At 63.0% G+C, this 26138-nt stretch carries 24 protein-coding genes and 2 pseudogenes; 12 read left to right on the top strand and 14 right to left on the bottom strand.

The features are described 5' to 3' along the window. Positions 1–181 precede the first annotated feature (181 nt). Entirely contained in the window at positions 182–778 is a 597-nt protein-coding gene (locus tag U5798_RS31290) for a cysteine dioxygenase (protein ID WP_321819848.1), read from the top strand. Positions 779–1045: 267 nt separating this feature from the next. Here U5798_RS31290 and U5798_RS31285 read toward each other — a convergent pair whose 3' ends face one another. Further along, entirely contained in the window at positions 1046–1798 is a 753-nt protein-coding gene (locus U5798_RS31285; protein ID WP_321958281.1) for an SDR family NAD(P)-dependent oxidoreductase, read from the bottom strand. Positions 1799–2244: 446 nt separating this feature from the next. After that, a complete protein-coding gene (locus tag U5798_RS31280; RefSeq protein ID WP_322084240.1) occupies positions 2245–2853 on the bottom strand; it encodes a helix-turn-helix domain-containing protein in 609 nt (202 codons plus the stop codon). Between the two features lie 107 nt (positions 2854–2960). Between U5798_RS31280 and U5798_RS31275 the strand changes: the two genes are divergently transcribed. Together U5798_RS31275 and U5798_RS31270 are read left to right on the top strand one after the other, a co-directional pair. Next, positions 2961–3710, top strand: a complete 750-nt coding sequence (locus U5798_RS31275; RefSeq protein WP_322084239.1) for an SDR family oxidoreductase — start codon at positions 2961–2963, stop codon at positions 3708–3710. A gap of 4 nt (positions 3711–3714) precedes the next feature. Further along, positions 3715–3964, top strand: a pseudogene (locus U5798_RS31270) (4Fe-4S dicluster domain-containing protein); the annotation flags it as partial. 18 nt (positions 3965–3982) lie between these two features. On the opposite strand, the gene U5798_RS31265 reads toward U5798_RS31270, so the two are convergent. From U5798_RS31265 to U5798_RS31215, 11 genes and pseudogenes are all read right to left on the bottom strand, one after another. Further along, positions 3983–5554 carry a methyl-accepting chemotaxis protein gene (locus tag U5798_RS31265; protein ID WP_322084238.1) on the bottom strand — a complete coding sequence of 524 codons (1572 nt, stop codon included), beginning with the start codon at positions 5552–5554 and terminating at the stop codon, positions 3983–3985. A gap of 362 nt (positions 5555–5916) precedes the next feature. After that, the gene (locus U5798_RS31260) at positions 5917–7290 is read right to left on the bottom strand and encodes an MFS transporter (protein WP_322084237.1); all 1374 of its coding nucleotides are present in this window, start codon (positions 7288–7290) and stop codon (positions 5917–5919) included. A 37-nt stretch (positions 7291–7327) separates the two neighbouring features. Then, a complete protein-coding gene (locus U5798_RS31255) occupies positions 7328–8788 on the bottom strand; it encodes an NAD-dependent succinate-semialdehyde dehydrogenase (RefSeq protein WP_322084236.1) in 1461 nt (486 codons plus the stop codon). A gap of 104 nt (positions 8789–8892) precedes the next feature. After that, positions 8893–9600, bottom strand: a complete 708-nt coding sequence (locus U5798_RS31250) for a GntR family transcriptional regulator (protein ID WP_321819842.1) — start codon at positions 9598–9600, stop codon at positions 8893–8895. Between the two features lie 11 nt (positions 9601–9611). Beyond that, the gene (locus tag U5798_RS31245; protein ID WP_322084235.1) at positions 9612–10709 is read right to left on the bottom strand and encodes an ABC transporter ATP-binding protein; all 1098 of its coding nucleotides are present in this window, start codon (positions 10707–10709) and stop codon (positions 9612–9614) included. An 11-nt stretch (positions 10710–10720) separates the two neighbouring features. Beyond that, the gene (locus tag U5798_RS31240) at positions 10721–11521 is read right to left on the bottom strand and encodes an ABC transporter permease (protein ID WP_205672899.1); all 801 of its coding nucleotides are present in this window, start codon (positions 11519–11521) and stop codon (positions 10721–10723) included. Position 11522: 1 nt separating this feature from the next. Continuing rightward, the gene (locus U5798_RS31235; RefSeq protein WP_193093110.1) at positions 11523–12407 is read right to left on the bottom strand and encodes an ABC transporter permease; all 885 of its coding nucleotides are present in this window, start codon (positions 12405–12407) and stop codon (positions 11523–11525) included. Positions 12408–12564: 157 nt separating this feature from the next. Then, positions 12565–13605, bottom strand: a complete 1041-nt coding sequence (locus U5798_RS31230; protein ID WP_322084234.1) for an ABC transporter substrate-binding protein — start codon at positions 13603–13605, stop codon at positions 12565–12567. Positions 13606–13781: 176 nt separating this feature from the next. Next, positions 13782–14234, bottom strand: a pseudogene (locus U5798_RS31225) (flavin reductase); the annotation flags it as partial. A 287-nt stretch (positions 14235–14521) separates the two neighbouring features. Beyond that, on the bottom strand, positions 14522–15208 hold the full coding sequence (locus U5798_RS31220) for a GntR family transcriptional regulator (protein ID WP_322084233.1): 687 nt from the start codon (positions 15206–15208) through the stop codon (positions 14522–14524). A gap of 149 nt (positions 15209–15357) precedes the next feature. Next, positions 15358–15648 carry a DUF1330 domain-containing protein gene (locus U5798_RS31215; protein ID WP_193093107.1) on the bottom strand — a complete coding sequence of 97 codons (291 nt, stop codon included), beginning with the start codon at positions 15646–15648 and terminating at the stop codon, positions 15358–15360. A gap of 111 nt (positions 15649–15759) precedes the next feature. Between U5798_RS31215 and U5798_RS31210 the strand changes: the two genes are divergently transcribed. The 7 genes from U5798_RS31210 (at position 15760) to U5798_RS31180 (ending at position 22556) form a co-directional block, all read left to right on the top strand. Further along, positions 15760–16362, top strand: a complete 603-nt coding sequence (locus U5798_RS31210) for an amino acid synthesis family protein (RefSeq protein ID WP_071335971.1) — start codon at positions 15760–15762, stop codon at positions 16360–16362. Further along, entirely contained in the window at positions 16331–17149 is an 819-nt protein-coding gene (locus U5798_RS31205) for an alpha/beta hydrolase (RefSeq protein ID WP_321958289.1), read from the top strand. Before U5798_RS31210 ends, U5798_RS31205 begins: the two co-directional genes overlap by 32 nt. Before the next feature lies 1 nt (position 17150). Continuing rightward, the gene (locus U5798_RS31200) at positions 17151–18086 is read left to right on the top strand and encodes a flavin reductase (RefSeq protein WP_193093104.1); all 936 of its coding nucleotides are present in this window, start codon (positions 17151–17153) and stop codon (positions 18084–18086) included. 11 nt (positions 18087–18097) lie between these two features. Beyond that, positions 18098–19135, top strand: a complete 1038-nt coding sequence (locus U5798_RS31195) for an LLM class flavin-dependent oxidoreductase (protein ID WP_322084232.1) — start codon at positions 18098–18100, stop codon at positions 19133–19135. Positions 19136–19147: 12 nt separating this feature from the next. Beyond that, the gene (locus U5798_RS31190; RefSeq protein WP_193093102.1) at positions 19148–20617 is read left to right on the top strand and encodes an aldehyde dehydrogenase; all 1470 of its coding nucleotides are present in this window, start codon (positions 19148–19150) and stop codon (positions 20615–20617) included. 124 nt (positions 20618–20741) lie between these two features. After that, complete coding sequence (locus U5798_RS31185) at positions 20742–22151, top strand: purine-cytosine permease family protein (protein WP_322084231.1); 1410 nt, start codon at positions 20742–20744, stop codon at positions 22149–22151. Positions 22152–22166: 15 nt separating this feature from the next. Further along, complete coding sequence (locus U5798_RS31180; protein ID WP_193093100.1) at positions 22167–22556, top strand: carboxymuconolactone decarboxylase family protein; 390 nt, start codon at positions 22167–22169, stop codon at positions 22554–22556. Positions 22557–22673: 117 nt separating this feature from the next. On the opposite strand, the gene U5798_RS31175 is transcribed toward U5798_RS31180, so the two are convergent. Then, positions 22674–23216 (bottom strand): ATP-binding domain-containing protein, encoded by a 543-nt coding sequence (locus U5798_RS31175; RefSeq protein ID WP_322084230.1) that lies wholly within the window; start codon positions 23214–23216, stop codon positions 22674–22676. A gap of 162 nt (positions 23217–23378) precedes the next feature. On the opposite strand from U5798_RS31175, the gene U5798_RS31170 reads away from it, so the two are divergent. Together U5798_RS31170 and U5798_RS31165 are read left to right on the top strand one after the other, a co-directional pair. Next, positions 23379–24251 carry an isocitrate lyase/phosphoenolpyruvate mutase family protein gene (locus tag U5798_RS31170; RefSeq protein WP_193093189.1) on the top strand — a complete coding sequence of 291 codons (873 nt, stop codon included), beginning with the start codon at positions 23379–23381 and terminating at the stop codon, positions 24249–24251. Between the two features lie 309 nt (positions 24252–24560). Continuing rightward, complete coding sequence (locus U5798_RS31165; protein WP_322084229.1) at positions 24561–26102, top strand: ABC transporter substrate-binding protein; 1542 nt, start codon at positions 24561–24563, stop codon at positions 26100–26102. Positions 26103–26138: the final 36 nt, after the last annotated feature.

Below are 26138 nucleotides of genomic sequence, written 5' to 3'. Positions count from 1 at the left end.
GGCAGAGGGAAGGAGCGGCGCAGAGTAAGCTTGATGATTGAAATCAGATTCAATTGCTCGTGACGATTGCTGAGAGGAGAATCATCTCTAAACGCCCAACACCGTGTCATGATGCCAAATACAAGGCTTACCGAAGAGCACTTGGGTGACCGTGACAACATCCAACATCCGGAGACATCTGATGCCTGTTTCATCCCCTCGCTTCGGGCGCTTCGTCCGCGACTTTACCCGGCTTGTTGACACCTTCTCCGGCGACGAGCACCAAATCTTGAGCACGGGGCGAGAGCTCCTTCAGGACATCGTCCGCAACGATGACTGGCTTCCCGACGAATACGCGCAGCCGCATCCTCAGTACTATCAGCAGTACCTGCTCCATGCGGATCCGGCCAACCGCTTCTCGGTGGTCAGTTTCGTTTGGGGGCCTGGCCAGCAGACCCCGATCCACAATCATACGGTCTGGGCACTGATCGGCATGCTGCGAGGCGGAGAGCGTGCCGAATCATACGAGCTGGGTCTGCCAAACTGTCCTATGCGATCACGTGGCGTGGACTATCTCGAGCCAGGCATCGTCGAAAGCATTTCTCCGCGCACGGGCGATATTCATCGGGTCTCCAACATGTATGAGGATCGCGTCTCGATCAGCGTCCATATCTATGGTGGAAACATCGGAAGGATTTCGCGTTACGTCTTCGATCCTGAAACGAGTGCGCTCAAACCCTTCGTTTCCGGTTACTCCAACGAAAGCGAGCTTTCACGACAAGACGTAAGTCATTCGTGAGTGACTGACGCGGCCATCGCGGGTTCGTACTTCAGACAGAAATCCAGGATCTGCCTCCGATCGCCCCACGCAGTCCACATCTCGCAGATTTTCGATGCGAGGTGTGGAGAGCATGTTTTTGACGCTAGGCGGACCGATCACGCTCATGGATGCCTCAAATGCGGGCTCGTCGTTCGGCCGTCGCCCATGCAAGACACCGCAAACGACAAAGGTATGGCAGGTTGCGGTACTGAGGCATGCCAAGATTGCTCCTGTCGTGGAGTCAAGTCACCACGGAATATGGCCACCGTCGTCGGAAAAGGTTCCGGTCGTTCCACGTGCGTCAAGGAGCGCCAAGCGGACCGGCTCTCGTGCTGCATCCTCAACCGATCCCGCCCCTGCAGCAAAGTTGCTCAGATCCGTTGCGGTAAAGCCCGGACATGCTGCGTTGACCTTGATGCCCGTCCCTTCCAGCTCGATCGCAAACGCTTGAGTGATCGCGTTGAGCGCAGTCTTCGACGCATGGTACACACCGACCTGGCTTCGAAATGGGTTTGATGGATCGTCCTTCAATCCTAGCGAGCCAGTAGCGCTCGATATGTTGACGATACGTCCAGCCGGTGATTTGCGAAGAAGTGGCAGCATCGCCTGCGTTACCGCGACAACCCCAAACACGTTTGTCTCAAACACGATACGCAGATCGTCGGCAGCGATGCGGCTTAACCTGCCCGACTGAATAACGTCATCCAGATGAGTCCCCGGCTTCGCAGGGTTCGATATCCCTGCGTTATTGACCAGCACGTCAAGACGTCCGAGCGTCTCGTCAATTTGCTTGGCAGCTGCGGAAATTGACATTTGATCGGTCACATCAAGCTGGATGGCTTGCGCATCTGGCGCAACGCTTCTCGCCGCGATCACGCCCAAATCTAGGTTGCGTGCTCCGACAAGCACCTTGAATCCTTTCGATGCCAGATCCTTGGCGATCTGAAGACCGATCCCTTTGTTTGCGCCCGTAACGAGTGCGACAGGTTTGCAATGCATGTTTGCTCCCTTCGAAACGATTATCGGTATCGACGAGCGCGGCCACAACCATAACCGGAACGCCGATCCGGTTACAGACTGTACGGAACATCGCTCCGGTTATCAAGGCGATAATTGCGTGTCAGAGCAGCCAGCCATTGAAACGCATAGCAACATGTCTATATGCTCGGCGCTACCGATACCGCCCTACCGGCTACCGGCTACCGGCTACCGGCTACCGGACAGCATCCGACACTGTTGAAGTCAACGCCCGTATGCGAGATCACCGACGAAGAAGAGATTTCCAGGGGTTGCTCAAACATTGGGATGAAGTGAGCGCGACAGCCTGTTCACAGAGTGAAGGGATGGTTCGACGCGGAATTTGCATTTTCTAGTTCGCTGTTCCTTGGCCTATCGCCCCCACCTATAACTCTCGCCAGAGCCATTTCACAGGGGCACCCTACAAGTCAGCCTGCGCGGTAGCGCAAGCCGTCCATGAACATCCCGACCATGCGTTGCGGATCAGTAGGTTCGCCACAATGAGACGGAACACACAGCATCGCAACAGCATGGAGAAGTTCGCTCGCCTTCACACCGGCACGAACTTCCCCGGCTTCTGTCGCGGCATCCAGTAAGTCTTGAACGGCTGGCCGCAATCGCTCGTAGAAATGCGCCGGCAAACCCTTGAGGGCGGGATCGCCCGAATTCAGTGCCTCTGCAAGCCCACGATGGGTGTCGATGAATTTGACGTAATGCTCGACCCATCGCGCAAGCGCATCGGCGGGCGGGTAGCCGGCTATCAACACGGACACCGTATCAACGCACTCATCGACCTCTTTGCGAAACACCGCAACGACGAGGTCGGCACGCGTTGGAAAATGGCGATAGAGCGTGCCGACACCGACCCCTGCTCGCTCGGCGATCTCGCGCACGGATACGTCGACGCCCGAACGGCTGAAGCTCTTCGCGGCAGTGCGAAGAATGGCGTCGATATTCCGCTGCGCATCGGCCCGCACGTGACGTCGCGCGTCCACGGTCGTCAGAGCACTCTTCAATCTCTTTTCGTTGTCTGCCAATTCTGCCTCTTGATAAACGGAGCGATGTTCCGTATATTATAAACGGAACTATGTTCCACATATAGCGCAAATGCGCGACTTTGTCTATTTTCGTTCGGAGATTGAGTATGCATGACACTCCCGTTGCCCTCATTACCGGAGCCAACAAGGGAATCGGCCTGCAGATCGCCAAGGATCTTGCCAAGAACGGCTTCACTGTTTTACTCGGCTCGCGCCAGCTTGAGGCAGGCGAAGCCGTTGTCACGAGCGTCGGCACCAATGCGGACGCGGTTCAACTCGACGTTACCGACCCGGAGTCCATCGCTGTCGCGGCAAGATATATCCGTCAAACGTATGGACGGCTCGATGTTCTCGTGAACAACGCGGGAATCTCTCACGCCGGTCCGTCAACCCGGACGCCTGAACAGATGATGGGGGAAACGTATCTATCGGTCGTCGACCCGGACGAATTGCGAGCGGTATACGAAACCAACGTCTTCGGCGTCATCGCTGTCACACAGGCCATGTTGCCGCTACTTCGTGAAGCGCCGGATGGAAGAATTGTCAACATATCGAGCATCACCGGCTCGTTGACGCGAAATGCTGACCCTTCGAACCCGTTCCGCCGCTATGCCGGAACCTACTCTTCATCGAAAACAGCTCTGAATGCGGTCACACAGGCGTTCGCAATCGAGCTTCAGGACACCAACATCAAGGTAAATGCCGTATGCCCGGGGTTCACGGCCACCGACAACAATAAATTCATCGGGCCCGGTACAGTCGAGGAAGCTGCGCGTGAGCCCGTCCGACTGATTTTGCTTGGCCGTGATTGTCCGATGGGCGGCTTCACAAACGTCGAGGGTCCGCTCCCGTGGTGAACTGCCGGCCCGGCCGACGCTGAAGGATGCAACGTCCGGTGAACATGAACCTGCGTACGTATGCTGGGCCGGAGGGTCGATTCTGCTCTGCAGACGTGTACGAATTCGTGAAGAACGACGACGGCAGCGACCGCATCGTGATCAACGCACAGAACTGCGTGCACTGCAAGAGCTGCGACATCAAGGACCCGACGCAGAACATCGCGTGGGTCACACCCGAAGGCGGCGGCGGGCCGAATTATCCAGGCATGTGACGTTGAGCTCGCTCAATTTTATGCAGACGATTCGCTCTCGGAGACCTTGAATACCGAGACAGCATCGCTCAGATTCATTGCCTGCTCTTCCAGCGAATGTGCCGCTGCTGCTGCCTGCTCGACGAGAGCCGCATTCTGCTGTGTGACCGTATCCATCTGCACGACGGCCTGATTGACCTGTTCGATCCCGCAGCTCTGCTCGTCCGAAGCAGCAGCGATCTCGCCGACGATTTCGGACACCTGCTTAATCGCCTGCTTGACTTGCCCCATCGTCCCGCCGACGTCCGTCGCCTGCTTCGCACCGTCCTGGATCATGGCAACGGACGTGCCGATCAGTTCCTTGATTTCTTTCGCAGCTGAAGCAGAGCGCTGTGCCAGACTGCGCACTTCGCTCGCAACCACAGCGAAGCCGCGCCCCTGCTCGCCAGCGCGGGCAGCCTCGACGGCAGCGTTAAGTGCAAGGATGTTCGTCTGGAAGGCAATGCTCTCGATAGTTCCGGTGATTTCCGAAATCTTGGTCGAACTGTCACGGATCTCACCGATAGTCTGAACCATACTTTGCACGGCATCGTTGCCCATATCGGCCACGTCGGTCGCACGCATTGCCAGTGCGTTGGCCTGGCGTGCGTTATCTGCATTCTGCTTCACTGTTTCAGTGAGTTGCGTCATGCTGGAAGCAGTTTCTTCAAGCGAGGCCGCCTGTTCCTCGGTTCGACTGGAAAGATCGATATTGCCCGCCGCGATCTGAGACGTGCCGTCTTTTACCGCCTGACACCCGGATCGAACCTTCTCGATAATGGAGAGGAGCGACAGTTGCATCTGCTGAATCGCATGCAGCAACCGCCCCGTTTCATCCATGCCATATGTTCTGACCGCCCTATCGAGATAGCCATTTGCTACCATCTCCGCGGCTTGCACCGCTTGGGCTAGCGGATCGCGGATATTTCGTGCCAGCCATCGCCCTGCAAATACGGCTGCGACCACTGCACCGGTTGATGCAAGCAGCATGCTGATCGAAATCGTGAACCGGAACGCATCGAGTTCGGCTTGCCGTTTGATCACCTGCGCTGTTTCGTACTGTTCCAGCCTCGCAATTGACCCTACAAGCGCGTCGGTGCCCAAATATGAGCCAAAACTTTCCGTAAGTTCGGAGAGGTCACTGATGTTCGAACTGTATGCATCGACCTTGGCTCGCATCGCGAAGAGCGGATCGACCACCTTGCGTTCCCATGCGTTGTAGTTGGCGATGCTATCGTCAACCAGCCTGTCGCGCGCACCATCCCTTTCCAGCGCCTTGATGTCGAGTAGTCTTCGCCTGAAGTCGTTGATGTGTTCTGTTTTCCACTTTTTGTGACCGGGTTGGCCGTTCAAGTTGTTCGCAAGCACTGCCCAGATGATATTGAGATAGTCGGTGTCGCCGTCCTTGATCAGTTTCATCGCCTGTTCGGACAATGCAACCTGCTTTTCCTTCTCGGCAATCGCCTGGACGCTGTAGAAACAGACACCCGAACTGGTCAGGAACATGAGAATTAAGCTCGCAAACGCAATGGTGAGCTTCATCCCGATTGATAGATCGCCGGTCTTCTTCATTTGTCGTCCTCGCCCCGTTGGTATGCCATATTACGGCGCGTAACGACACTACTTTAGCCTCCACATGGTTCCGGACGACCGATATTCACAAACCTAATTGTGATCGTGTCCGCATAGAAACGCTGAAGTGGCTGTCGCAGTGGCGCCTGACATGAAGGGGCCCCGATCCGGACGCGCGCCGGCTGCGTTTTCTGGTCGTTCGCCACGTCCCCAGACACTGGGGGAACCAAGGCAATGCTCCCTTGATGCAATGGCGGAAACGCCGGTTGGCGTTCACCCAGAGTCGACGCGCGCGAACCTGTAGCGGGTCAAGACTCGGTAATCGCCAACAGGAAACGCCTACCACTTCCACACCAGGGCTTTCATGGCACGACGAGGACAGCGACGGCAGCCGCCACCCCGGCACCAGCAAATGCGTAAAAGTTCCAAGGCAACGGCGCCCCGGCTTGCGCGAGCCATCCGCCGATCAACGGCCCCGCGATCGCACCGAACCGGCCGATTCCCAGCGCCCACCCGATCCCGGTCGCCCGGTTGTGCGGTGGGTAATACCGCGTGATGAATGCGCCGAGCAGCATGGTATTGCCGATCGTGCCGACTCCGGCGATGCCGACGAGCACATAGGTCTGCACCGTGCCGTGAGCGAATGGCAGCGCGCACAGGCTCGCAGCCGCCAGCAGATAGAGCACGCTGACGACCGGCCGCGAACCCAGGCGGTCGGCCACCACCCCGCCGGCGAGCGAACCCAGCGCCGCGGTCGCATTGAGCATGACGAGCAACCCGAGGCTCGACCCGAGCGCGAAACCGGACTTTCGCATCAATTGCGGCAGCCACGTGCTCAATCCATAGAGCAGCAGCAGGCCCATGAACATCGCGACCCAGAACGCGAGAGTTGCGCGTAGCGTCGACGCTTCGAACAATGACCGGACCGGCGCGGCCGCTTCTCGATCGCCGGCGATGCGATCGTGCATCGCCCGCTCGTCGGACTGCCCGTTCGCCAGAGCATCGAGTGCCGGATGTCGAATCGCCAGCGTTCGTGCGAGCACTCGCGCGTCGTCCACCCGATTCCTGGCCAGCAGAAAATCCAGCGATTCAGGCACATAGCGCGCCGCCAGCAGCACGATGAGCAGCGGCGTGGCACCCAGCCCGAACAGCAGCCGCCAGCCGTACAATGGCAGCCAGTTCATCGCGAGCAGCGCAACCAGGATGCCGCCAACTGAATATCCGGCGTAGATCAACGCATAGTTGAACGATCGACGCCCGGGTGGCGAATACTCGACGGTAAGCGCCGCCGCGGTCGGCACCACGCCGCCGAGCCCGAGCCCGCCGACGACGCGCGCGACGACGAACCACATCGGCGTGGGCGCGAGCGCGGCGGCGGCCATCATCGCGGAAAACAACGTCACGCTGCCGAGCAGTATCCGGCGCCTGCCGATGAGGTCGCTCAACGTACCGGCGCCCATCGCGCCGAGCATCATGCCCACGAGCGAGCAACTGGCAATCGCGCCGAGCTGGAACGGCGACAACGACCAGTCGGTGCCGTGTGTGAGCATCGGGAGCACGGCGCCATAGATCGCGACGTCGTAACCTTCAGCGAGGATCATCGCGAGGCAGATCGACACGACGCTCCGTGTCACCCGGGCAGGTATCGCGATGCCTGCAACTTCGCCTGCATTGACGACCGTGTGCCCGGTGCGATCGCGCGTGAGCTCGGCGTTTCTGGACGACCACGTATTCATGTCAGCATGCCCCTTTTTCGGTCAAACGAACCGACGATCAGACCGCCATGCACAGGTACTTGATGACCAGGTAATCGTCGATGCCGTAGTGCGATCCTTCGCGGCCGAGCCCCGATTGCTTGACACCGCCGAACGGCGCGACCTCGTTCGAGATGAGCCCCGTATTGATGCCGACCATCCCGTATTCGAGCTGCTCGGCCACCCGCCACACGCGCCCGATATCGCGGCTGTAGAAGTACGCGGCAAGCCCGAATTCGGTGTCGTTGGCGAGCTTCACGACCTCGTCGTCGCTCGAGAAGCGGAACAGCGGCGCGAGCGGCCCGAACGTCTCTTCTCGCGCGACGTCCATCTGCGCAGTGGTATTCAGAAGCACGGTCGGTTCGAAGAACCCGTGTCCGAGCGCATGTCGCTTGCCACCTGTGGCGAGCGTCGCACCCTTGGCGAGTGCGTCTACGATATGTGCCTCGACCTTGCCTAGCGCCGCGTCGTTGATCAGCGGCCCGAGGGTCACGCCGCCTTCGGTGCCGTGCCCGACCCTCAGGCCCTGCACCGCAGCCACCAGCTTCGCGGCGAACGCGTCGTACACGCGGTCGTGTACGTAGAAGCGATTGGTGCACACGCACGTCTGTCCGTTGTTGCGGTACTTGGACGCGATCGCTCCTTCGACGGCGGCATCAAGATCGGCATCGTCGAACACGATGAACGGCGCGTTCCCGCCGAGCTCGAGCGTCACCTTCTTCACGGTGGGCGCGCTTTGCGCCATCAGCAGCCTCCCCACACCGGTCGATCCGGTAAACGACAGCTTGCGCACCACGGGACTGCTTGTCATCACGCCGCCGATCGCCTTCGGGTCGCCGGTAATGATGTTGAGCACGCCGTTCGGCACCCCCGCGCGCTCGGCAAGCACCGCGAGTGCAAGCGCCGAAAACGGCGTGGCTTCGGCCGGCTTGACGACGATCGGGCAGCCGGCCGCGAGTGCTGGCCCAACCTTACGCGTGATCATCGCGTTCGGGAAATTCCACGGCGTGATCGCCGCGCATACGCCGATCGGCTCCTTGACGACCACGAGGCGCTTATCGGACGCGGGCGTCGCGAGCGTTTCGCCGGCCACGCGCTTGCCCTCTTCCGCGAACCATTCGATGAACGACGCGCCGTAAACGATTTCACCCTTCGCTTCGGCCAGTGGCTTGCCCTGCTCGGCAGTGAGGATCAGCGCGAGATCATCGGCGTTTTCGATCATGAGCTCGTACCAGCGGCGCAGGACGCGCGCGCGCTCCTTCGCCGTCTTCGCACGCCACGTCGGCCATGCGGCATTCGCGGCGTCGATCGCGCGCGCCGTCTCCGCCGCCCCCATCGACGGCACGCTGCCGAGCGTTGCGCCCGTCGCCGGGTCGAGCACGTCGAAGCGCCCGCCCGAGTCGGCGTCACACCATTGCCCGTCCACAAAAGCCTGCTGACGCAAGAGCGCCGGATCCTTCAACAGCGTGTTCAATTTCACGATCGTTCCTTCCGGGATAAAAATGCATGAGGCGACCCGAGTACGACTCGGGCCGCGAATACAGTGAATGTCGAATTGCGGCCGGCAGCGACTCCGCGGTGTCGCTATCCGGCCTGCCGCCAGGAAGCGCTCTCGTGACCATGGGTCAGCAGCTTGCGCGCGATCTCGGCCACCCTGGCCACATGCGCGACGGCTGCGTTGCGCGCCGCCACCCCGTTGCCGGCCGCGATGCCCGCGAGAATCGCGTGCATCTCCTCGACCGCCTGGTGCCCGCGATCGTCGGACGCGATCGTCAGCGCACGCAACCGGTTGATCCGCGCGATCAGCGTCTGCACGATCTCCCACGCGACGTGCTTTCTTCCGGCGTTGAACATGCGCTCGTAGAACGCCGACGTGAGCGCCTTCACCGCCTGATGGTCCTGTGCGTCGAACGCTTGGCGGATCTGGTCGATATACGCGGCCAGCTCGGCGACGAGCAATTCGTCAGCATGCTGCGCACAGGCCATCGCGGCCTCGCCTTCCAGCAACGCGCGTATTTCGTAGATCTCGGCGGCCGTGTCGAAATCGAGAACCGCGACGATCGGCCCCTGGTTCGGTATCGAGTCGACGAGGCCTTCCGTTTCCAGATGCCGCAGGACCTCTCGCACGACGGTTCGGCTCACGCCCAGGATCTCGCAAAGCGAGCGCTCGACCAGCCGCTCGCCCGGCTGGAAATGCGCGTCCAGGATCGCGGTACGCATCTTCTCGAGCGCAAGCTCGCGCAGCGTCGCGGTGGGCCGCTGGACTTTCAGGGACGGCAGTGCGGGATTCATGGCTGCCGCCGTCAGGCTTGCGCGAACAGGCGCACGTCGCGTGCGTCCCAGTCGACGAGTGCCTGCGCACCGATCACGATGCCGTTGTCGTGCCGATGGGCGGCCGGCATGCGGATCGAGATTTCCTGCTGCCACGGGGTCGCGACCGCGTAGTGCATCGCATCGCCGAGATAGGTAACGTCGCGCACGGTCACGGGCAGGCCCGCGGTGCCGTTCGACCCGCCGGCGCGTTGCAGCGAGCTGATGCGCATCTGTTCCGGGCGGATCATCAGCGCGCCTTCGTCGCCGGTGGCGAGCGTCGGGTGGAACAGGTCGGACGGCATTTCGAGGCCGTTGGGCAACACGCCGCCGATACGGCCGTCGCCGTGCTTCGTCACCTTGACCGGCAGGAAATTCGAATTGCCGATGAAGCTCGCGACAAAACGCGACGCCGGATTCGCATAAAGCTCCTCGCCGGTGCCGACCTGCTCGATGCGCCCCTGGTTGAACACGGCGATGCGGTCGGACAGGCGCAGCGCCTCTTCCTGGTCGTGCGTGACGTACAGGATCGTCACGCCGGTTTCCTGGTGAATGCGGCGCAATTCCAGCTGGATTTCCTCGCGCAGCTTCTTATCGAGCGCGGAGAGCGGCTCGTCCATCAGCAGCACCGGCGGATCGTAAGCCAGCGCACGCGCGATGGCGACGCGCTGCTGTTGCCCGCCCGAGAGCTGCGCGGGCATGCGGTCGCGGCATTCGGACAGGTGCACGAGTTTCAGCATTTGCTCGACCTTCGCGCGCACTTCGGCATCGGGCCGGCGGCGCACGCGCAGCGGGAACGCGACGTTCTCGCCGACAGTCAGGTGCGGGAACAACGTGTAGCGCTGAAACACCATGCCGATGTTGCGCTGGTTCGGCGCGACCGACAGCAGCGGCTTGCCGTCGAGCAGCACGCGGCCGTCGGTCGGCTCCTGGAAGCCCGCGACGATATAGAGCGTCGTGCTCTTGCCCGAACCCGACGGCCCGAGGAAGGTCATGAATTCGCCCTTCCGAATGTCGAGCGACACCTGGTCGATCGCGACGACGTCGCCGTAGGTCTTGCGCAGGCGCTGGATTTGCAGGAATGCAGTCATGGCGTGTTACCTCAGTTAGCGCGTGCGCGGCGCACTAGGGCGCCCGCCAGCATCAATACGGTCGTCAGTGCGACGAGCAGCGACGACGCGGCCGCGACGACGGGTGTCAGGTCTTGCCGCAACGTCGCCCAGATCCGCACGGGCAGCGTTTGCAGCGTCGGGCTCGACATGAAGATCGACACCACGACTTCGTCCCACGACGCGAGGAACGCGAAGATCGCGGCGGCGAACAACCCGAGCCGGATCGCGGGAAGCGTGACGCGCAGCTTCACGGTGAGCGGCGACGCGCCGCAGATCAGCGCGGCGTCTTCGAGCGCGGTGTCGAAGCTCACGAGCGAGTTGCTGATCGAGATGATCGAAAACGGCAGCGCGATGATCAGGTGGCCGATCACGAAGCCGGTCATCGTCCCGTTCAGGCCGATGCGCAGGAAGAACGCATAGAGCGCGACGGCGAGCACGACGACGGGCAGCACCATCGGCGTCAGGAAGAAGCCCCGCACGGCCTCGCGGCCGCGAAACTTGCCGCGCACGAGCGCCAGCGACGCGAGAAACCCGATCGCGACCGACAGCGCCGTGACGATCACCGCGAGTTTCGCGCTGGTCATCAACGAGTCGATCCAGCCGGCATCGGTAAACAGCTGCCGGTACCATTCGAGCGTCCAGCCCGGCGGCGGGAAGATGAGCCACTGCGAATCGCCGAACGACAACGCGACGATGAAGAAGATCGGCAAAAGCAGGAACAACGCAACGGCCGCGCCCACGGCCACGAGGATCCAGCGCAGCGCGCCCAGGCGATCGAAATCGAGCAGCATCTCAGCGACCTCCGGTGGTAGCTTGCGCGCGGTTGGTAAAACGCAGCTGCAACGCATAAAGCGCGAGCGTCACGGCGAGCAGCACGAATGCCGCGGCGCCCGCAAGGCCCCAGTTCAGCAGTTCCTGCACGAGCTGCGCGATGAGTTCCGCGAGCATCATGTAGGACGGGCCGCCCAGCAGCGTCGGGGTGACGAAGTAGCCGAGCGCCATCACGAACACCATCAGCGCGCCCGATGCGACACCGGGCATCGCGAGCGGCACAAGGATGCGCCAGAACGCCTGCCAGCGGCTCGCGCCGCACACGGCGGCGGCGCGCAGCGTCGACGGGTCGATGCCGCGCAGCGTCGCGTGCAGCGGCATCACGAGGAACGGCAGCATGATGTAGGTCATGCCGATGGTCACGCCGGTCAGGTTGTTCACGAGCGCCAGCGGCTCGTGAATCACGCCGATCGCCATCAGCGCGCGGTTGATCGGCCCCGTCCCCTGCAGCAGCACCATCCACGCGAAGGTCCGCGCGAGCAGGTTGGTCCACATCGACAGCAGCAGGATCGCGAACAGCACGGCACTGAGCTTGCGCGGCGCGATCGCGAGCAGCCACGCCATCGGGAAGCCGACCAGCAGCGTGACGAGCGTCACGACCGTCGCGACGAGAAACGTATTGCCGAACACGCGCACGTAGGTCGTCGAGCCGAGCAGTTGCTCATAGTTGTGCAATCCGGGCGTCGGCTCGAGCACGCTGCGCAGCAGCAGCGACAGCACGGGCAGCAGGAAGAAAATCACGAGCAGCAGCATCGCAGGCGTCAGCAGCCGGATGCTGCGCCAGTCGCGCCGCTTGCGCGCGGCCGCCAAGGGCGGATGCGCGACGGTACTCAATACGTTGGGCATGGTGTCTCCTTTGTCGGCCAGGGCCGGCGTTTCAGCGCCCTTCAGCGCCCGCCACCCATGGCCCCATGCAGATGCGTTGCTCGGCCGGCTCGGTCCGATTCGATTCGATTCGCGATCCTGATCGGAACGCGTGCCGGCACCCTGCTTCCGGGCCTGCTTACTTCGATTGCCACGCGTACCAGCGCTTCGCGATCGCGTCGCGGTTGTCGGCCCAGTACTTCATGTCGAGATTGATCTGCGAGCTCTTGTACTGGTCGGGCAGCGTCTTCGCGATGGCCGGCGGCATCAGCGCGGCCGACTTAACGTTGATCGGCGCATAGCCGGTATCGGCCGCGAATTTCGCCTGGGACTGCGCGCTCGTCGCGGCGGCGAGGAACTTCATCGCCGCGTCGCGATGCTTCGCACCCTTCGGGATCACGAGCATGTCGGCTGCGGTCAGGTTCTGGTTCCACGACATGCCGACCGGCACGCCGGTCTGCGCAAGCGCATGCAGGCGGCCGTTCCAGAACATGCCGACCGGCGCCTCGCCCGACGCGAGCAGCTGCTGCGACTGCGCACCGCCGCTCCACCAGACGATGTCGCCCTTGATCGAATCGAGCTTCTTGAACGCGCGGTCGAGATCGAGCGGATAGAGCTTGTTGGGCGCGACGCCGTCGGCGAGCAGAGCGATTTCGAGCACACCCGGCGCCGACCACTTGTAGAACGTGCGCTTGCCCGGGAAGCGCTTGGTATCGAAGAGGTCCGCCCAGGTCTGCGGCTGCGCGCCCGTGTATTTCGCCTTGTTGTAGCCGAGCACGAACGAGTAATAGAAGCTGCCCACCGCCGAAGGCGTCGCGAAGCGCGGATCCAGGTCGGCCTTCTTCACCACGCCGTAGTCGATCGGCTCGATCAGGCCGGCCTTCTCCGCTGCGTACGCGAAGTCACCTTCGACGTCGACCACGTCCCAGCTGACATTGCCGCTGTCGACCATCGCCTTGAGCTTGCCGTAGTCGGTCGGCCCGTCCATCAGCACGCTGACGCCGCTCGCCTGCGTGAACGGCTGTGCCCAGTCCTTCTGTTGCGACGACTGGGTCGTGCCGCCCCAGCTCGTGAAGACGATCTGATCCGCGGCCATTGCCGGCGCGGCGCACAGCGCGACCAACGGGGCAATACGGACGAGGCGCGATGCTGCGAAACGCGGGATGCTTCTGCTGCTCATGGTCTCTCTCCAGTGAAACGGGTGCGGGTTGCGGCCACCGGGACGGCGGCCATCCGAATACGCGTGTTCAGGCCGGCAGCATCAGCGCGCCGGATTCTCGATCTTGTCGTTCATCGCTGCGCGACGTTGGCGTCGAGAGCCACCCGCGCGCGGCACGTCGGCTCCAGGCGGCGCCGTCAGTGCGCGAATGCGAGCGGCTGCACCGTGCCGGCTTCCGTGTCGCCGACATAGATGCCGTATGCGTCCTGCCGGCGTTCGCGCACGTAGCGCTCGAGCATCGAACGCACGGCGGTGTCGGTGATTTCGTCCCACGGCACCTGCCAGAGCGGCACGATGCGAATGCTGCTGTCGAACCACGGCGATGCGGTCGGAATCACGCGGCCGCGGTAATAGATATGGACGCCCGGCTCGCGCTTGCCGGTCGCCTCGAATACGGCAAACAGGAAGTCGAGATGCGCATTGAGGCCGAGCTTCGCGAGCACGCCGCGCAGGCTCGCCGCGTCGCTCGCCGGTTCGAGGCGGGTGCCGGTCGGCAAGCGCAGCCCTTCCGGCGTATCGACGAGCACCAGCCCGTCGCGATGTTCGAGGATCGCGCCCACATGGGCACGCTCCCCGGCAGCGGACAACGCGCGACGGAATCCGAGCGTATTGAATGCCTGTTGCTGCGCGGTTGGTCCGGTCATCGACTCAGTCATGGCGTGCTCCCGTAATCACTGCGTTACCCGATGAGATTATGGTATGCCATCTTACGGGCTACAACAATGAACATCGTATTATGGAATACCATGAGTCGAATCCACCGACAAAACGGCACGGAAAAGCGACTGGCAAAACAAAAGGCCGCCGGCGTTGTGCACCGGCAGCCTTTGATGTGCAGCCCGAACCGCGCGGATCGAAACCCGCGCGCCGGATCCCGTCAGCTTTCGTCGACGGCCACGTCCTGTTGTGCGAGCGCCGACAACGCCAGCTCGGCCACCCGCTTGATGTGCGCGGCCGATGCGGCCGACGCCGCGTCGCCGTCGCGCCGCTCGATCGCGTCAAGCAGGCGGTTCATCTCGGTATTGGAATCGCCGCCGCGCCCCGGCATCGCGATGGTCAACGCCCGCAGCCGGTTGATGCGCGCGTTGAGCGTCTTGACGACCGTCAGCGACACCTGCTTGCCCGCGGCCTCGAACAGCGCTTCGTAGAAACGCTCGGTGTATTCGAGCACGCGCGGCAGTTCCTGCTTCTCGAACGCGTCTTCGATCGTTGCGCGGATCTCGCGCAGCTGCCGCACGACGTCGGGCGTCGCGCCCGCGGCGCACGCGCGTGCGGCATTGGCCTCGAGCAGGCCGCGCAACTCATAGATCTCGCCGACCTGCGCCGGATCGAGCCGCGCGACCACCGGGCCTTGGCGCGACACGGTCTCGACCAGCCCTTCGGTCTCCAGATGCCGCAGCACTTCGCGCACCACCGTGCGGCTCACGCCGAGTTCGTCGCACAGCGTGCGCTCGACGAGCCGCGCACCGGGGCGGAAATAACCCTGCACGATCGCGCCGCGCAGTTTGTCGAGCGTCAGTTCGCGCAACGTCTTGGCATTGCGGTCGATTTTGAGGTCTTGCATGGGCGGCACTCTGAAAACGGATGGGCGGCTGGCACCCGGCGATGCGCCGGACGCGGACATGGAATGCCATATTATGACTTAACTGCCGGCCAGCTTTCCATACCGCGCCGCGACACGCCGCCGTCCCACGCAATACCAGCCTCGCGCCCTCACCCCTCCAGCCCCTCGACGATCGAGACCTGCGCGCGGCAATGCCCATCCCGCTTCGCCTTCGCCGCCTGGTACTCGGGCGAGTGATAGCACGCGAGCGCCGTCTCCATATCCGGGAAGCGGATCACGACGTGGCGCTCGAACGACTCCCCCTCCAGCACCTGCGATGCGCCGCCGCGCGCGAGGAATACCGCGCCGAACTGCTTGAACGCCTGCGGCGCGAGGTCCGTGTAGTCCTTGTACTTCGCGGGGTCCAGCACCTGCACGTGGGCAATCCAGTACGCACTCATTTTTCACCTCCACTGTCGGGAAATTTCGAGACACGGGTTAACACTCATGGCATGCCGTAACATGGTATACCACAATGAATCCCACAATCAACGCACGAAAGGAAAGGTGCCATGAGCCTGATTCGGAAATCCGTCCTCCATGTCGAGACGCTCTATGTGGATGGCGACAAGGTCGCTGCCAAACCGCTGAAGATGATCGGCGCGGTTGCCGTGATCAAGAACCCGTGGGCAGGCCGCGGGTACGTCGAGGACCTGTCGCCGGAGATCCGCGCGCTGGCGCCGCAGTTGAGCGAACACCTGACCAAACTGATCCTCGACGAAGCCGGTTCGGGCGACGCGGTCGAAGCGTTCGGCAAGAGCGCGATCGTCGGCCTCGACGGTGAGATCGAGCATGCGTCCGCGCTGATCCACACCCTGCACTTCGGCAATACGTATCGCACGGCCGTCGGCGCGAAGTCGTACCTCGCGTTCAACAACACGCGCGGCCCGGCCAATGCGCCGCTGCTGATTCCGATGATGGACAAGAACGACGAAGGCCGCCGTTCGCACTACCTGACGCTCCAGTTCTCGATTCCGGATGCACCGGCCGCCGACGAGCTGGTCATCGCCATCGGCGCCGCCACCGCCGGCCGCCCGCACCACCGCATCGGCGACCGCTACAAAGATCTTGCAGAGCTCGGAAATGACGTCAAGAACCCTGCCGCTGTCAAATAAGCGCGTCGCCCACTATCTCGACCAGGGCGCCGGCGAACCGCTGGTGCTGATTCACGGGGTCGGCATGCAGGCGAGCGCGTGGTATCCGCAGATCGACGACCTGTCGCGCGACTTCCGCGTGATTTCGGTCGACATGCCCGGTCACGGCACGAGCGATGCGCTCGCCACCGACGCCGACCTGCAGCAATTCGTGCAATGGGCGATCGAATTCATCGAGGCGCTGCAGGTCGGCCCCGTCAACCTGGCCGGCCATTCGATGGGCTCGCTGATCGCCGCCGGCGTCGCGGTGACGCGGCCCGATCTGGTGAAGCGCGTCGCAGTTCTGAACGGTGTGTACCGCCGCACCGAGCAGGCACGCGAAGCCGTGCTGCAACGTGCCGCCGAACTGCGCTCGGGCACGATCGACGTCGATACGCCGCTGCGGCGCTGGTTCAACGCGGAAGAAGCGCAGCAGGTCGCCGCGCGGAAGGTGGAAGCGTGGCTGCAGTCCGTCGATCTGGCGGGTTATGCGACCGCGTACACCGCGTTCGCGAAGGGCGACGAAGTGTATGCGGACGGCTGGCACCGGATTGCCTGCCCTGCCCTCGTGCTCACCGGGTCGGACGACCCGAATTCGACGCCCGAGATGGCCAGGCAGATGGCGCAGGCCGCGCATGACGGCAAGGCCGTCGTAATCGAGAACGAGCGCCACATGGTGAACCTGACCGCGCCCGAGGAAGTCAATCGCGCCCTGCGTGCCTGGTTGCAGACCGAGCCACAGGCGGAAACCCTGAAATCGGAAGTGTGAGATGAGCCAAGCAACCAGCCAGGAAGCCCCGACGATCAACACCCGGGAGTTGCGCGATGCGTTCGGCGCGTTCATGACCGGCGTAACGATCGTCACCACCGCCCGCGACGACGGCCAGCCGCTCGGCTTTACCGCGAACTCGTTCTCGTCGGTGTCGCTCGATCCCGCGCTGTTGCTCGTCAGCATCGCGAAGACGTCGAGCAATTTCCAGACGTTTTCCACCACCGGCCACTTCGCGATCAACATCCTCGCGGAAGGCCAGAAGGACCTGTCCAACACGTTCGCACGGCCCAGCGACGACCGCTTCGCACAGGTCGGCTGGCACCTGAGCGCGCATCGCAACCCGCTGATCGACGACGTCAGCGCGTGGTTCGACTGCACGACGCACGCGGTGATCGACGCGGGCGATCACGCGCTCATCGTCGGCAAGGTCGAGGCGTTCCATTCCGCCGGCTACGCGGGGCTCGGCTATTACCGCGGCGGCTATTTCACGCCGGCGAAGCTGTCGGCCGAGGTGATCGCCGGCCCGAAGGTCATCGTCAGCGCCATCATCACGCGCGACGACAAGGTGCTGATGGTGAAGACGGCCGACGGCAAGTGGGCGCTGCCCACCAAGGAGATCGGCAACGCCGGCGCCGACAAGGCGCTCGCCGAACTCTTCAGGCAATACCAGCCGGACGCATCGGCGAGCTTCATTTATTCGGTCTACAACAATACCGAGACGCACTACCAGTACATCTCGTTCCTCTGCAGCGCACCTGACGAAGTGGCCGCCGCCGGCGAATTCGTGAACCTCGACGACATCGACGCCGACGCGTTCCAGGACAGTGCGCTGGCCAGCATGCTCGAACGCTATCGCAAGGAGAGCCAGTTGAAGAGTTACGGCCTGTACTTCGGCGATCACAGCACCGGCACCGTCCGCCCGCTTCTTTCCTGAAAGGTCACATCATGCGTTTTTCGCTTTTCGTCCACATGGAGCGCGTCTCCGACCAGACCAGCCAAAAGCAGCTGTACGACGAGATGGTCGAGCTGTGCCAGATCGCCGATCGCGGCGGCATGCACGCCGTCTGGACCGGCGAGCACCACGGCATGGACTTCACGATCGCGCCGAATCCGTTCATCAACCTCGCCGACCTCGCCAACAAGACGAAGCGCGTGCGGCTCGGCACCGGCACGGTCGTTGCACCGTTCTGGCACCCGATCAAGCTCGCCGGCGAAGCCGCGATGACCGACATCATCTCGGGCGGCCGCCTGGAACTGGGCATCGCGCGCGGCGCCTACTCGTTCGAATACGAGCGCCTGATGCCGGGCCTCGACGCGTGGGGCGCGGGCCAGCGCATGCGCGAACTCATCCCGGCCGTGAAGAAGCTGTGGGAAGGCGATTACGCGCACAAAGGCGAGTTCTGGCAATTCCCGGCGACGACGTCCTCGCCGCTGCCGCTGCAGCGCCCGCACCCGCCGATCTGGGTGGCCGCGCGCGATCCGAACAGCCACGAGTTCGCGGTCGCGAACGGCTGCAACGTGCAGGTCACGCCGCTGCACCTCGGCGACGAGGAAGTCGAGAAGCTGGTTGGCCACTTCAATGCCGCGTGCGAGAAGTTCAGCGACGTGCCGCGTCCGCAGATCATGCTGCTGCGTCACACCTACGTGGCGAGTAGCGAGGACGACGCGCAACTGGCCTCCGACGAAGTCAATGTGTTCTACAACTACTTCGGCGCATGGTTCAAGAACGAGCGGCCGATCAGCCGCGGGATGATCAAGCCGCTGAGCCCGGAGGAAATCGCCGCGCATCCGTTCTACACGCCGGAAGCGATGCGCAAGAACAACGTGATCGGCACGCCCGCCGAGGTCATTGCGCGCCTGAAGGCATACGAGGCGCTCGGCTTCGACGAGTACTCGTTCTGGATCGATACCGGCATGAGCTTCGAGCGCAAGAAGGCGTCGCTCGAACGGATGATCCGCGACGTGATGCCGGCGTTCCAATAAGGGGACGACGCCATGAACGTGCATTTTCAGCTGTATATCGACGGGCAGTTCGAGCCCGGCGCCGCGACCTTCGGCAGCCTCAATCCGGCGACCGGCGCCGTGTGGGCGCAGATGCCGGAAGCGCGGACCGACGAAGTCAACCGTGCAGTGGCGGCCGCCGGCCGTGCGTTGACCGATCCGGCCTGGGCCGGGCTGTCGGCATCGGCGCGCGGCAAGCTGCTGTACAAACTTGCGGATCTCGTCGAACAGGCCGCGCCGCGACTCGCTGAAATCGAAACGAACGACACCGGCAAGATCATCCGCGAGACGTCGAGCCAGATCGCGTATGTCGCCGAGTATTACCGCTACTACGCGGGCATCGCCGACAAGCTCGAAGGCAGCAGCATCCCGGTCGACAAGCCCGACATGCAGGTGTGGCTCGAGCGGCAGCCCGTCGGCGTGGTCGCCGCGATCGTGCCCTGGAACAGCCAGCTGTTCCTGTCCGCGGTCAAGGTCGGCCCGGCCCTCGCGGCCGGCTGCACGGTGGTGCTCAAGGCGTCCGAGGAAGCGCCGGGGCCATTGCTGGAATTCGCGCGCCTCGTGCACGAGGCCGGCTTTCCGCCTGGCGTCGTCAACGTCATTACGGGCTTCGGCCCGGAATGCGGTGCAGTGCTGAGCAGCCATCCGGGCGTGGACAAGGTCGCGTTCACCGGCGGCCCCGAGACCGCGCGCCATATCGTGCGAAACACGGCCAACAACCTCGCGAAGGTGTCGCTGGAACTTGGCGGAAAGTCGCCGTTCATCGTGTTCGCCGATACCGATATCCAGAGCGCGGCGAATGCGCAGGTCGCCGCGATCTTCGCGGCGAGCGGCCAGAGTTGCGTCGCGGGTTCTCGCCTGCTGATCGAGGCGTCCGTCAAGGAGCGCTTCCTTGCGTTGCTGGTCGAGCGCGTATCGCGCATTCGCGTCGGGTCGCCCAACGAGAAGGAAACGGAGTACGGGCCGCTGTGCACCGAGCGTCAGCTTCGCAACATCGAAACGGTGGTCGCGAGTTCGGTGCGTCAGGGCGCGAAAGTGCTTGCGGGCGGGAAGCAGCTCGAGCGCGACGGCTATTACTACGCGCCGACCATCCTCGACTGCACCGGTGTCGAGAACGCCGACAGCATCACGACGGAACTGTTCGGCCCGGTGCTGTCGGTCGACACGTTCGAAACCGAGCAGGAAGCGATCGAGAAGGCGAACAGCACGGCTTACGGCCTCGCGGCCGGCATCTTCACGACCAACCTGACCCGCGCGCATCGCGTGTCGAAGCGCGTGCGCTCGGGCATCGTGTGGATCAACACCTATCGGGCCGTGTCGCCGCTCGTGCCGTTCGGCGGCTTCGGCCTGTCCGGGCACGGCCGCGAAGGCGGCCTGAGCGCGGCGCTCGAATACACGACGACGAAGTCCGTGTGGCTGCGCACGTCGGACGATCCGATCAGCGACCCGTTCGTGATGCGTTGAGCGGGCCGGCATTCGCGTGCAGTCGCGTGCCGTATCGATTCAAAGCCGTACAGACCCTGTCGTGCCCTGCCGCGCCGAATCGCGCGCGCGGCACGGCAGGGCCGGCAATAAAGATGGAGACAGCGTGAAGCAAGCAGAAAACGATAACAGTGTTCTGGCGATCGAAAGCAACTCGATCGAGTATGTGGCCCCCGACGCGCGGCACGGCAAGCCGGCCGACCTTTTCACCCTGTGGTTCTGCACGAACGTCGCGCCGCTGGCCGTGATCTCGGGCGCCACGTCGGTGCTGGTGTTCCATCTGGACCTGGTCAGCGCGATTCTCGCGATCGCGGCCGGGCAATTCTTCGGCGCGATCTTTCACGCGCTCACCTCCGCGCAAGGGCCGATGGTCGGCGTACCGCAGATGATCCAGAGCCGCGCGCAGTTCGGCCGCTACGGTTCGCTGCTGGTGGTGGGATTCACCACGCTGATCTATCTCGGCTTCTTCGTGTCGAACATCATTCTCGCGGGCAAGACGCTCCATACAGCGGCGCCCGCGGTGCCCGTGCCGGTCGCGACCGTCATCGGCGCAGTGCTCGCGACGCTGGTCGGCGTGATCGGCTGCCACTTCATTCATCGCTTCAACAAGATCGGCGCGTGGTTCATGGGCGGCGCGCTCGCGATCGGCATCGCGCTGATGGCGCCCGGCCTCGACGCGCGAATCTTCGCACAGGGGCATTTCGATCTCGCGAACTGGTTCGCGATGTTCGGGCTGTGCGCGGTGTGGCAGATCAGCTTCGCGCCCTATACGTCCGATTATTCGCGCTACCTGCCGGCTTCCACCGGATTCGGGAAGACCTTTGCGTACACGTATTTCGGCACGTCGCTGGGTACGATCTTCGCGTTCCTGTTCGGCGTGCTCGCCGTCAGCACCGGGCATTCGACCGACGCGATGCAGGCGATCCGAGAGCAGACCGGCGCGTTCGGCTACGTGCTGATCTTCCTGTTCCTCGTCAACATCATCGGCCACAACGGGATGAACCTGTATGGCGCGGTGCTGTCGTTCATCACCGCCGCGCAGACCTTCCGCCCGCACTGGGTGCCCGGCCGGAACGTGCGCGTCGGCGTGTCGGCGGTGTTGCTGGTGGCGTCGACCACCACCGCGCTGTGGGCGTCGAGCAACTTCATCTCGATCTTCCTCAACGCGATCTTCGCACTGCGCATCGTGCTGGCGCCGTGGATCGCGATCAACCTGATCGACTTCTATCTGGTCAACCATCGGCATTACCGCGTCGCGGAGATCATCAGCAGCAATGGCGGCGTGTACGGGGCGTTCAACGTCAAGGCGCTCGCGATCTACGTGTTCGGCATCGCGGTCCAGGTGCCGTTCATGGACGAGAGCTTCTTCCACGGCCCGTGGGCGTCGATTCTCGGTGGCGCGGACGTGTCGTGGATGGTGGGGCTCGTCGTCACCGCGCTGGTGTGCTACCTGTTCGCGTCGAGGAACGGTTCGCCTGCGCGCGGCCGCTGCCCGGCCGGTGCTGCCCTGGATTAACGAAGGAGAACGATCATGAATGAAGACGACGCGCTGTTTCAGAAAGGCTTGCCGATCCGCCGGGAAGTGCTCGGCCCCGAATACGTCGATGCGTCGATGGAAAAGGCCGATGCATTCATGATGGCGTTCCAGCGCGCCACCACCGCGTGGGCGTGGGGCTGGGCATGGGGCGACGACACGCTCGACCGCAAGACGCGCAGCCTGCTCAACCTCGCGATGCTGACTGCGGCGGGGCATACCAACGAGCTCAAGCTGCACGTGAAAGGCGCGCTCAACAACGGTGTGAGCGTCGAGGAAATCAAGGCGACGCTGCTGCATGCGACCGCTTATTCGGGCATTCCGAACGGGCTCAGTGCGTTCAGGGCCGCGCATGAGGTGCTGGTGGCCGAGGGAGCATTGAAATGAGCGGACCGCTTGAGAATAAGTGAAGTTGTCACTTCGACGATCGCAGTCGCCCGAAGCATGCGAAAACCTCCTGAATTCAGGGGGCACCGCGCACTGCTGTCGTCACCGCGAGTGCTGTCACGAAGACCAGTGTCGACTCGCCCACACCCACAGCAGATCTCGGGCCCGGGTTGCCGCGACGTAGCCAATGCGCCCGACCTCCGTGCTAACACCATCCAACAGTGCCTGCGCATGCTCTTTGAGAGTGATGTACAGCACGGCATCCAGACTTTCTCCCTTTGCCTTGTGAACGGTGTCGACTCGCAGGGCCGGGACATCGCTGGAGGCCAGGTCCTCGGCGCTGGCGAGCGGCACGCTTGGCAGGGCGTTCTTGGACAGCTTCCGGCCGATGTTGTCGGTCGACTTAAGGCCGAACTTCGACTCCAGGCTGGCTAGCAAGATCTTGATGCGGGCCAACAACAAGGGGTGCCATTGGGTGTCTGCTACCAGCGACGCAGAAGGTAGACCGGCGGCGGCGTTGCGCGTAAATGGCCAGATTGCTTTGCGGAGTTCTCGGGCCGCCGCATCACTAGAGGGTTGCGTGATTTGATTCGCCACGCCATGGGGCGCGCTTCCGAGCAGCGCGACGACAGCGACGGCTATCTCCCTGACGTTGTCCATTCATCGAGAATTGCGATCAGCACAACCGACTCATGCGATGCATGCGCTGGCGACCAGCCATTGCCTGAACTAGTGTTGAGGTTCCCATTCCTCGCAACAGCAGGTTGTGCGCGCCGGATACGGCAATGGCGCATGGCCCTGCCCTTTTCCAATTACGTCCCTATGAGCAAAGCAAAACAGCTTCGCGATCGCATGGCCGAATCCAGTCTGGTCCACATCATGGCTACCCATAGCCCGCTTTCCGCGATCCTCGCCGAAGAGGCCGGATTCGACGGACTGTGGGCATCCGGCTTTGAGCTCTCCGCGCTGCTCGGATTACCCGACATGAGCATGATTTCGATGACGCAGCATCTCGACATGTTGCGCTCGATTGCCGCGCGCTCATCGCTGCCGATCGTCGCAGATATCGACACCGGCTATGGCAACGCCATCAACGTGATCCACGCCATCGCCGAGTACGAGCGCGCCGGCACGGCGGCCGTCGTGATCGAGGACAAGACCTTTCCGAAAGTCACGAGCCTCGCTACCGGCGGCCGTCAGGAACTGCTTCGCATCGAAGAATTCGAAGGCAAGATCCAGGCGGCCATCGCGACACGTGTCGATCCCGATTTTCTCGTCATTGCCCGGACGGAGGCGCTGATCGCGGGCCTCGGCGAAGAGGAGGCATTGAAGCGCGCCCGTGCGTATGAACGCGCCGGCGCAGACATGATCCTGGTTCATTCGAAGCAGAAGGACCCCGCGGAAATAGAACAGTTCGCGCGCGCGTGGAACGGCAACGCTCCGCTCGTCCTCGTCCCGAATGCCTACCCCGAACTCGACGCACATCGAATCAGGGCACTCGGCAACGTCCGCATGGTCATCTACGGAAATTACGGCATCCGGGCCGCGGCCACTGCGATGCAGCAGACGTTCCGCCGCATCGTCGCGGACGGCGGCGTACAGCACGTTCATCAAGACATCGTCTCGGTCGATGAGATTTTCCGCTTGCAGCGGATGGACGCCGTTCGCGCGCAGGAATCCCGCTTCCTGCGCTGACCGCCCGTGCCGGCGCGTGTCGATCCGACATGCGCCGTGCTTGCGAACACACCCGCACCCGGTCACGCCCGCATCGCCACCATCCCCACTCCTTTCCAGAAGACGAGCCAGCCGAACCATACGGTTCGCTGAATGACGTCGCATGCGCCTTGCGCCGGACCGCCCCATCGCCAAACGCGCGCGAAGCATCGCATTTTTCGATGCATTTCATCGAGCTGTCTCCAGCGGATTCCTATAATTCGGCCCGATTGAGTAACCGATGCATCGAAAAAAAGCATTTCTTCTGACGAGTACATCAAGGGAAAGATCATGTCGAACAGACGAGCATTCCTCAAGACTGGCATCGCTATGAGCGCGGCGGCGCTCGCCCCCGCTCTCGCGAGCGCGGCGTCCGACACGCGGCGGCAACTGCGCGTCGGCATGTCGCGATATCCGGTCCAGATCGACCCGGTGATGCTGAATGACACGGCCACACGGCGCGTGTCGACATCCATGTTCGATACGCTGATCGCCTTCGATCATGCGAACAAGATGCGGCTCAAGCCGGCGCTCGCCATGAGCTGGCAACGCGTCGGTCCGGACGCGCTGCGCGTTAATCTGCGCAAGGGCGTGCGCTTTCATGACGGCGGCGAGATGACCGCCGCGGACGTCGCCTTCAGCCTGAGTCCCGAGCGCCTGCTCGGGCCTAATCGCACCGGGCAGACGGTCGCCATGCAGACGCTGCAGCCGATCGCGGGCGTTGACATCATCGACGATCACACGGTCGTCGTGCGGACGTCGGGGCCGGATCTGCTGCTCGAACAGCGCCTCGCGGGGTGGTCCTCCGAGATCGTCAGCAAGCGTGCGTTTGCCGCCGCCGGCTCATGGGCGAAGTGGCTCGAGGCGCCGGTCGGCACCGGCGCCTATGCGATCTTGTCGAAACGAACGGACGTGGCGGTCAAGCTGAAGGCCTTCGACGACCATTGGGCCGGCCGACCGCCGTTCAAGACAATCGACTTCATGATCATCCCCGAAGCGTCGAGCCGCGTGAACGCGCTGCTGGCGGGCGACGTCGACATCATCACCGACGTGGCACCCGACCAGTTTTCGACGGTTCGAGGCAACTCTGCCACGGAAATCGCCGGTGGCGCCGTCCAGAACATCCGGTCGCTCGCCATCGACACGACGGGACCTGTTCTTCGCGACCCGCGCGTTCGTCGCGCGATGAGTCTCGCGATCGATCGCAAGCTGCTCACGGACTCGCTCTGGGAAGGACGACTGACCGTTCCACGCGGATGGCAGTTCGCGTCGTTCGGCGACTACTTCATCGCGGAGCATCCGGCGATCAAGTACGATCCCGCCGCCGCGAAGAAGCTGCTGGCCGAGGCGAAGTACAACGGCACGCCAATCTCGTACCGCCTGCTGAATGACTACTATCCGAACCAGGTGGCCGGCGCGCAGGCCATGATCTCGATGTGGAAAAGCGTCGGCCTAAATGTGGAGATCCACATGATGGAGAATTTCTCGCAGATCCAGAAGGCACCGATCAACGCGATCTACGACAACTCGACCACCGCAATTCTTCAGGATCACATGGGCTGCCCGTGGCGCGTGTTCGGCCCGCAGGGCGAATTGACCACCCTGCGCGAGTGGTCGAACAAAGCCTACATGGATCTTGGCCGGCAAGCCCAGACCACGGCCGACAAAGCGCAACGGCGGCAAGCGGTCGCCAGCATGCTCGACATCCTCGACAACGACATGCCGGCGATCATCCTGCATACGTCCGGCCAGTTTTACGGCAAGCGCAAAGACATCAACTGGCGCACCGGTCAGACGCTCGACATGAATTTTGGGCCCGGCTGGGCCGCGTGACCGGTCAACGAGCGCCACGCAAACGACGCCACGCGG

Origin of the sequence: Burkholderia sp. BCC1972 (genome assembly GCF_905339605.1) — a bacterium.
In the GTDB taxonomy this organism is placed as follows: domain Bacteria; phylum Pseudomonadota; class Gammaproteobacteria; order Burkholderiales; family Burkholderiaceae; genus Burkholderia.
This window is presented reverse-complemented; position numbering and strand designations above follow the sequence as displayed.

Bases quoted from the DNA above. Each gene is read 5' to 3' on its own strand.
- U5798_RS31290 (WP_321819848.1), top strand. From the start codon at position 182: ATGCCTGTTTCATCCCCTCGCTTCGGGCGCTTCGTCCGCGACTTTACC.
- U5798_RS31285 (WP_321958281.1), bottom strand. From the start codon at position 1,798: ATGCATTGCAAACCTGTCGCACTCGTTACGGGCGCAAACAAAGGGATC.
- U5798_RS31275 (WP_322084239.1), top strand. From the start codon at position 2,961: ATGCATGACACTCCCGTTGCCCTCATTACCGGAGCCAACAAGGGAATC.
- U5798_RS31265 (WP_322084238.1), bottom strand. From the start codon at position 5,554: ATGAAGAAGACCGGCGATCTATCAATCGGGATGAAGCTCACCATTGCG.
- U5798_RS31260 (WP_322084237.1), bottom strand. From the start codon at position 7,290: ATGAATACGTGGTCGTCCAGAAACGCCGAGCTCACGCGCGATCGCACC.
- U5798_RS31250 (WP_321819842.1), bottom strand. From the start codon at position 9,600: ATGAATCCCGCACTGCCGTCCCTGAAAGTCCAGCGGCCCACCGCGACG.
- U5798_RS31245 (WP_322084235.1), bottom strand. From the start codon at position 10,709: ATGACTGCATTCCTGCAAATCCAGCGCCTGCGCAAGACCTACGGCGAC.
- U5798_RS31240 (WP_205672899.1), bottom strand. From the start codon at position 11,521: ATGCTGCTCGATTTCGATCGCCTGGGCGCGCTGCGCTGGATCCTCGTG.
- U5798_RS31235 (WP_193093110.1), bottom strand. From the start codon at position 12,407: ATGCCCAACGTATTGAGTACCGTCGCGCATCCGCCCTTGGCGGCCGCG.
- U5798_RS31230 (WP_322084234.1), bottom strand. From the start codon at position 13,605: ATGAGCAGCAGAAGCATCCCGCGTTTCGCAGCATCGCGCCTCGTCCGT.
- U5798_RS31220 (WP_322084233.1), bottom strand. From the start codon at position 15,208: ATGCAAGACCTCAAAATCGACCGCAATGCCAAGACGTTGCGCGAACTG.
- U5798_RS31215 (WP_193093107.1), bottom strand. From the start codon at position 15,648: ATGAGTGCGTACTGGATTGCCCACGTGCAGGTGCTGGACCCCGCGAAG.
- U5798_RS31210 (WP_071335971.1), top strand. From the start codon at position 15,760: ATGAGCCTGATTCGGAAATCCGTCCTCCATGTCGAGACGCTCTATGTG.
- U5798_RS31205 (WP_321958289.1), top strand. From the start codon at position 16,331: ATGACGTCAAGAACCCTGCCGCTGTCAAATAAGCGCGTCGCCCACTAT.
- U5798_RS31200 (WP_193093104.1), top strand. From the start codon at position 17,151: ATGAGCCAAGCAACCAGCCAGGAAGCCCCGACGATCAACACCCGGGAG.
- U5798_RS31195 (WP_322084232.1), top strand. From the start codon at position 18,098: ATGCGTTTTTCGCTTTTCGTCCACATGGAGCGCGTCTCCGACCAGACC.
- U5798_RS31190 (WP_193093102.1), top strand. From the start codon at position 19,148: ATGAACGTGCATTTTCAGCTGTATATCGACGGGCAGTTCGAGCCCGGC.
- U5798_RS31180 (WP_193093100.1), top strand. From the start codon at position 22,167: ATGAATGAAGACGACGCGCTGTTTCAGAAAGGCTTGCCGATCCGCCGG.
- U5798_RS31175 (WP_322084230.1), bottom strand. From the start codon at position 23,216: ATGGACAACGTCAGGGAGATAGCCGTCGCTGTCGTCGCGCTGCTCGGA.
- U5798_RS31170 (WP_193093189.1), top strand. From the start codon at position 23,379: ATGAGCAAAGCAAAACAGCTTCGCGATCGCATGGCCGAATCCAGTCTG.
- U5798_RS31165 (WP_322084229.1), top strand. From the start codon at position 24,561: ATGTCGAACAGACGAGCATTCCTCAAGACTGGCATCGCTATGAGCGCG.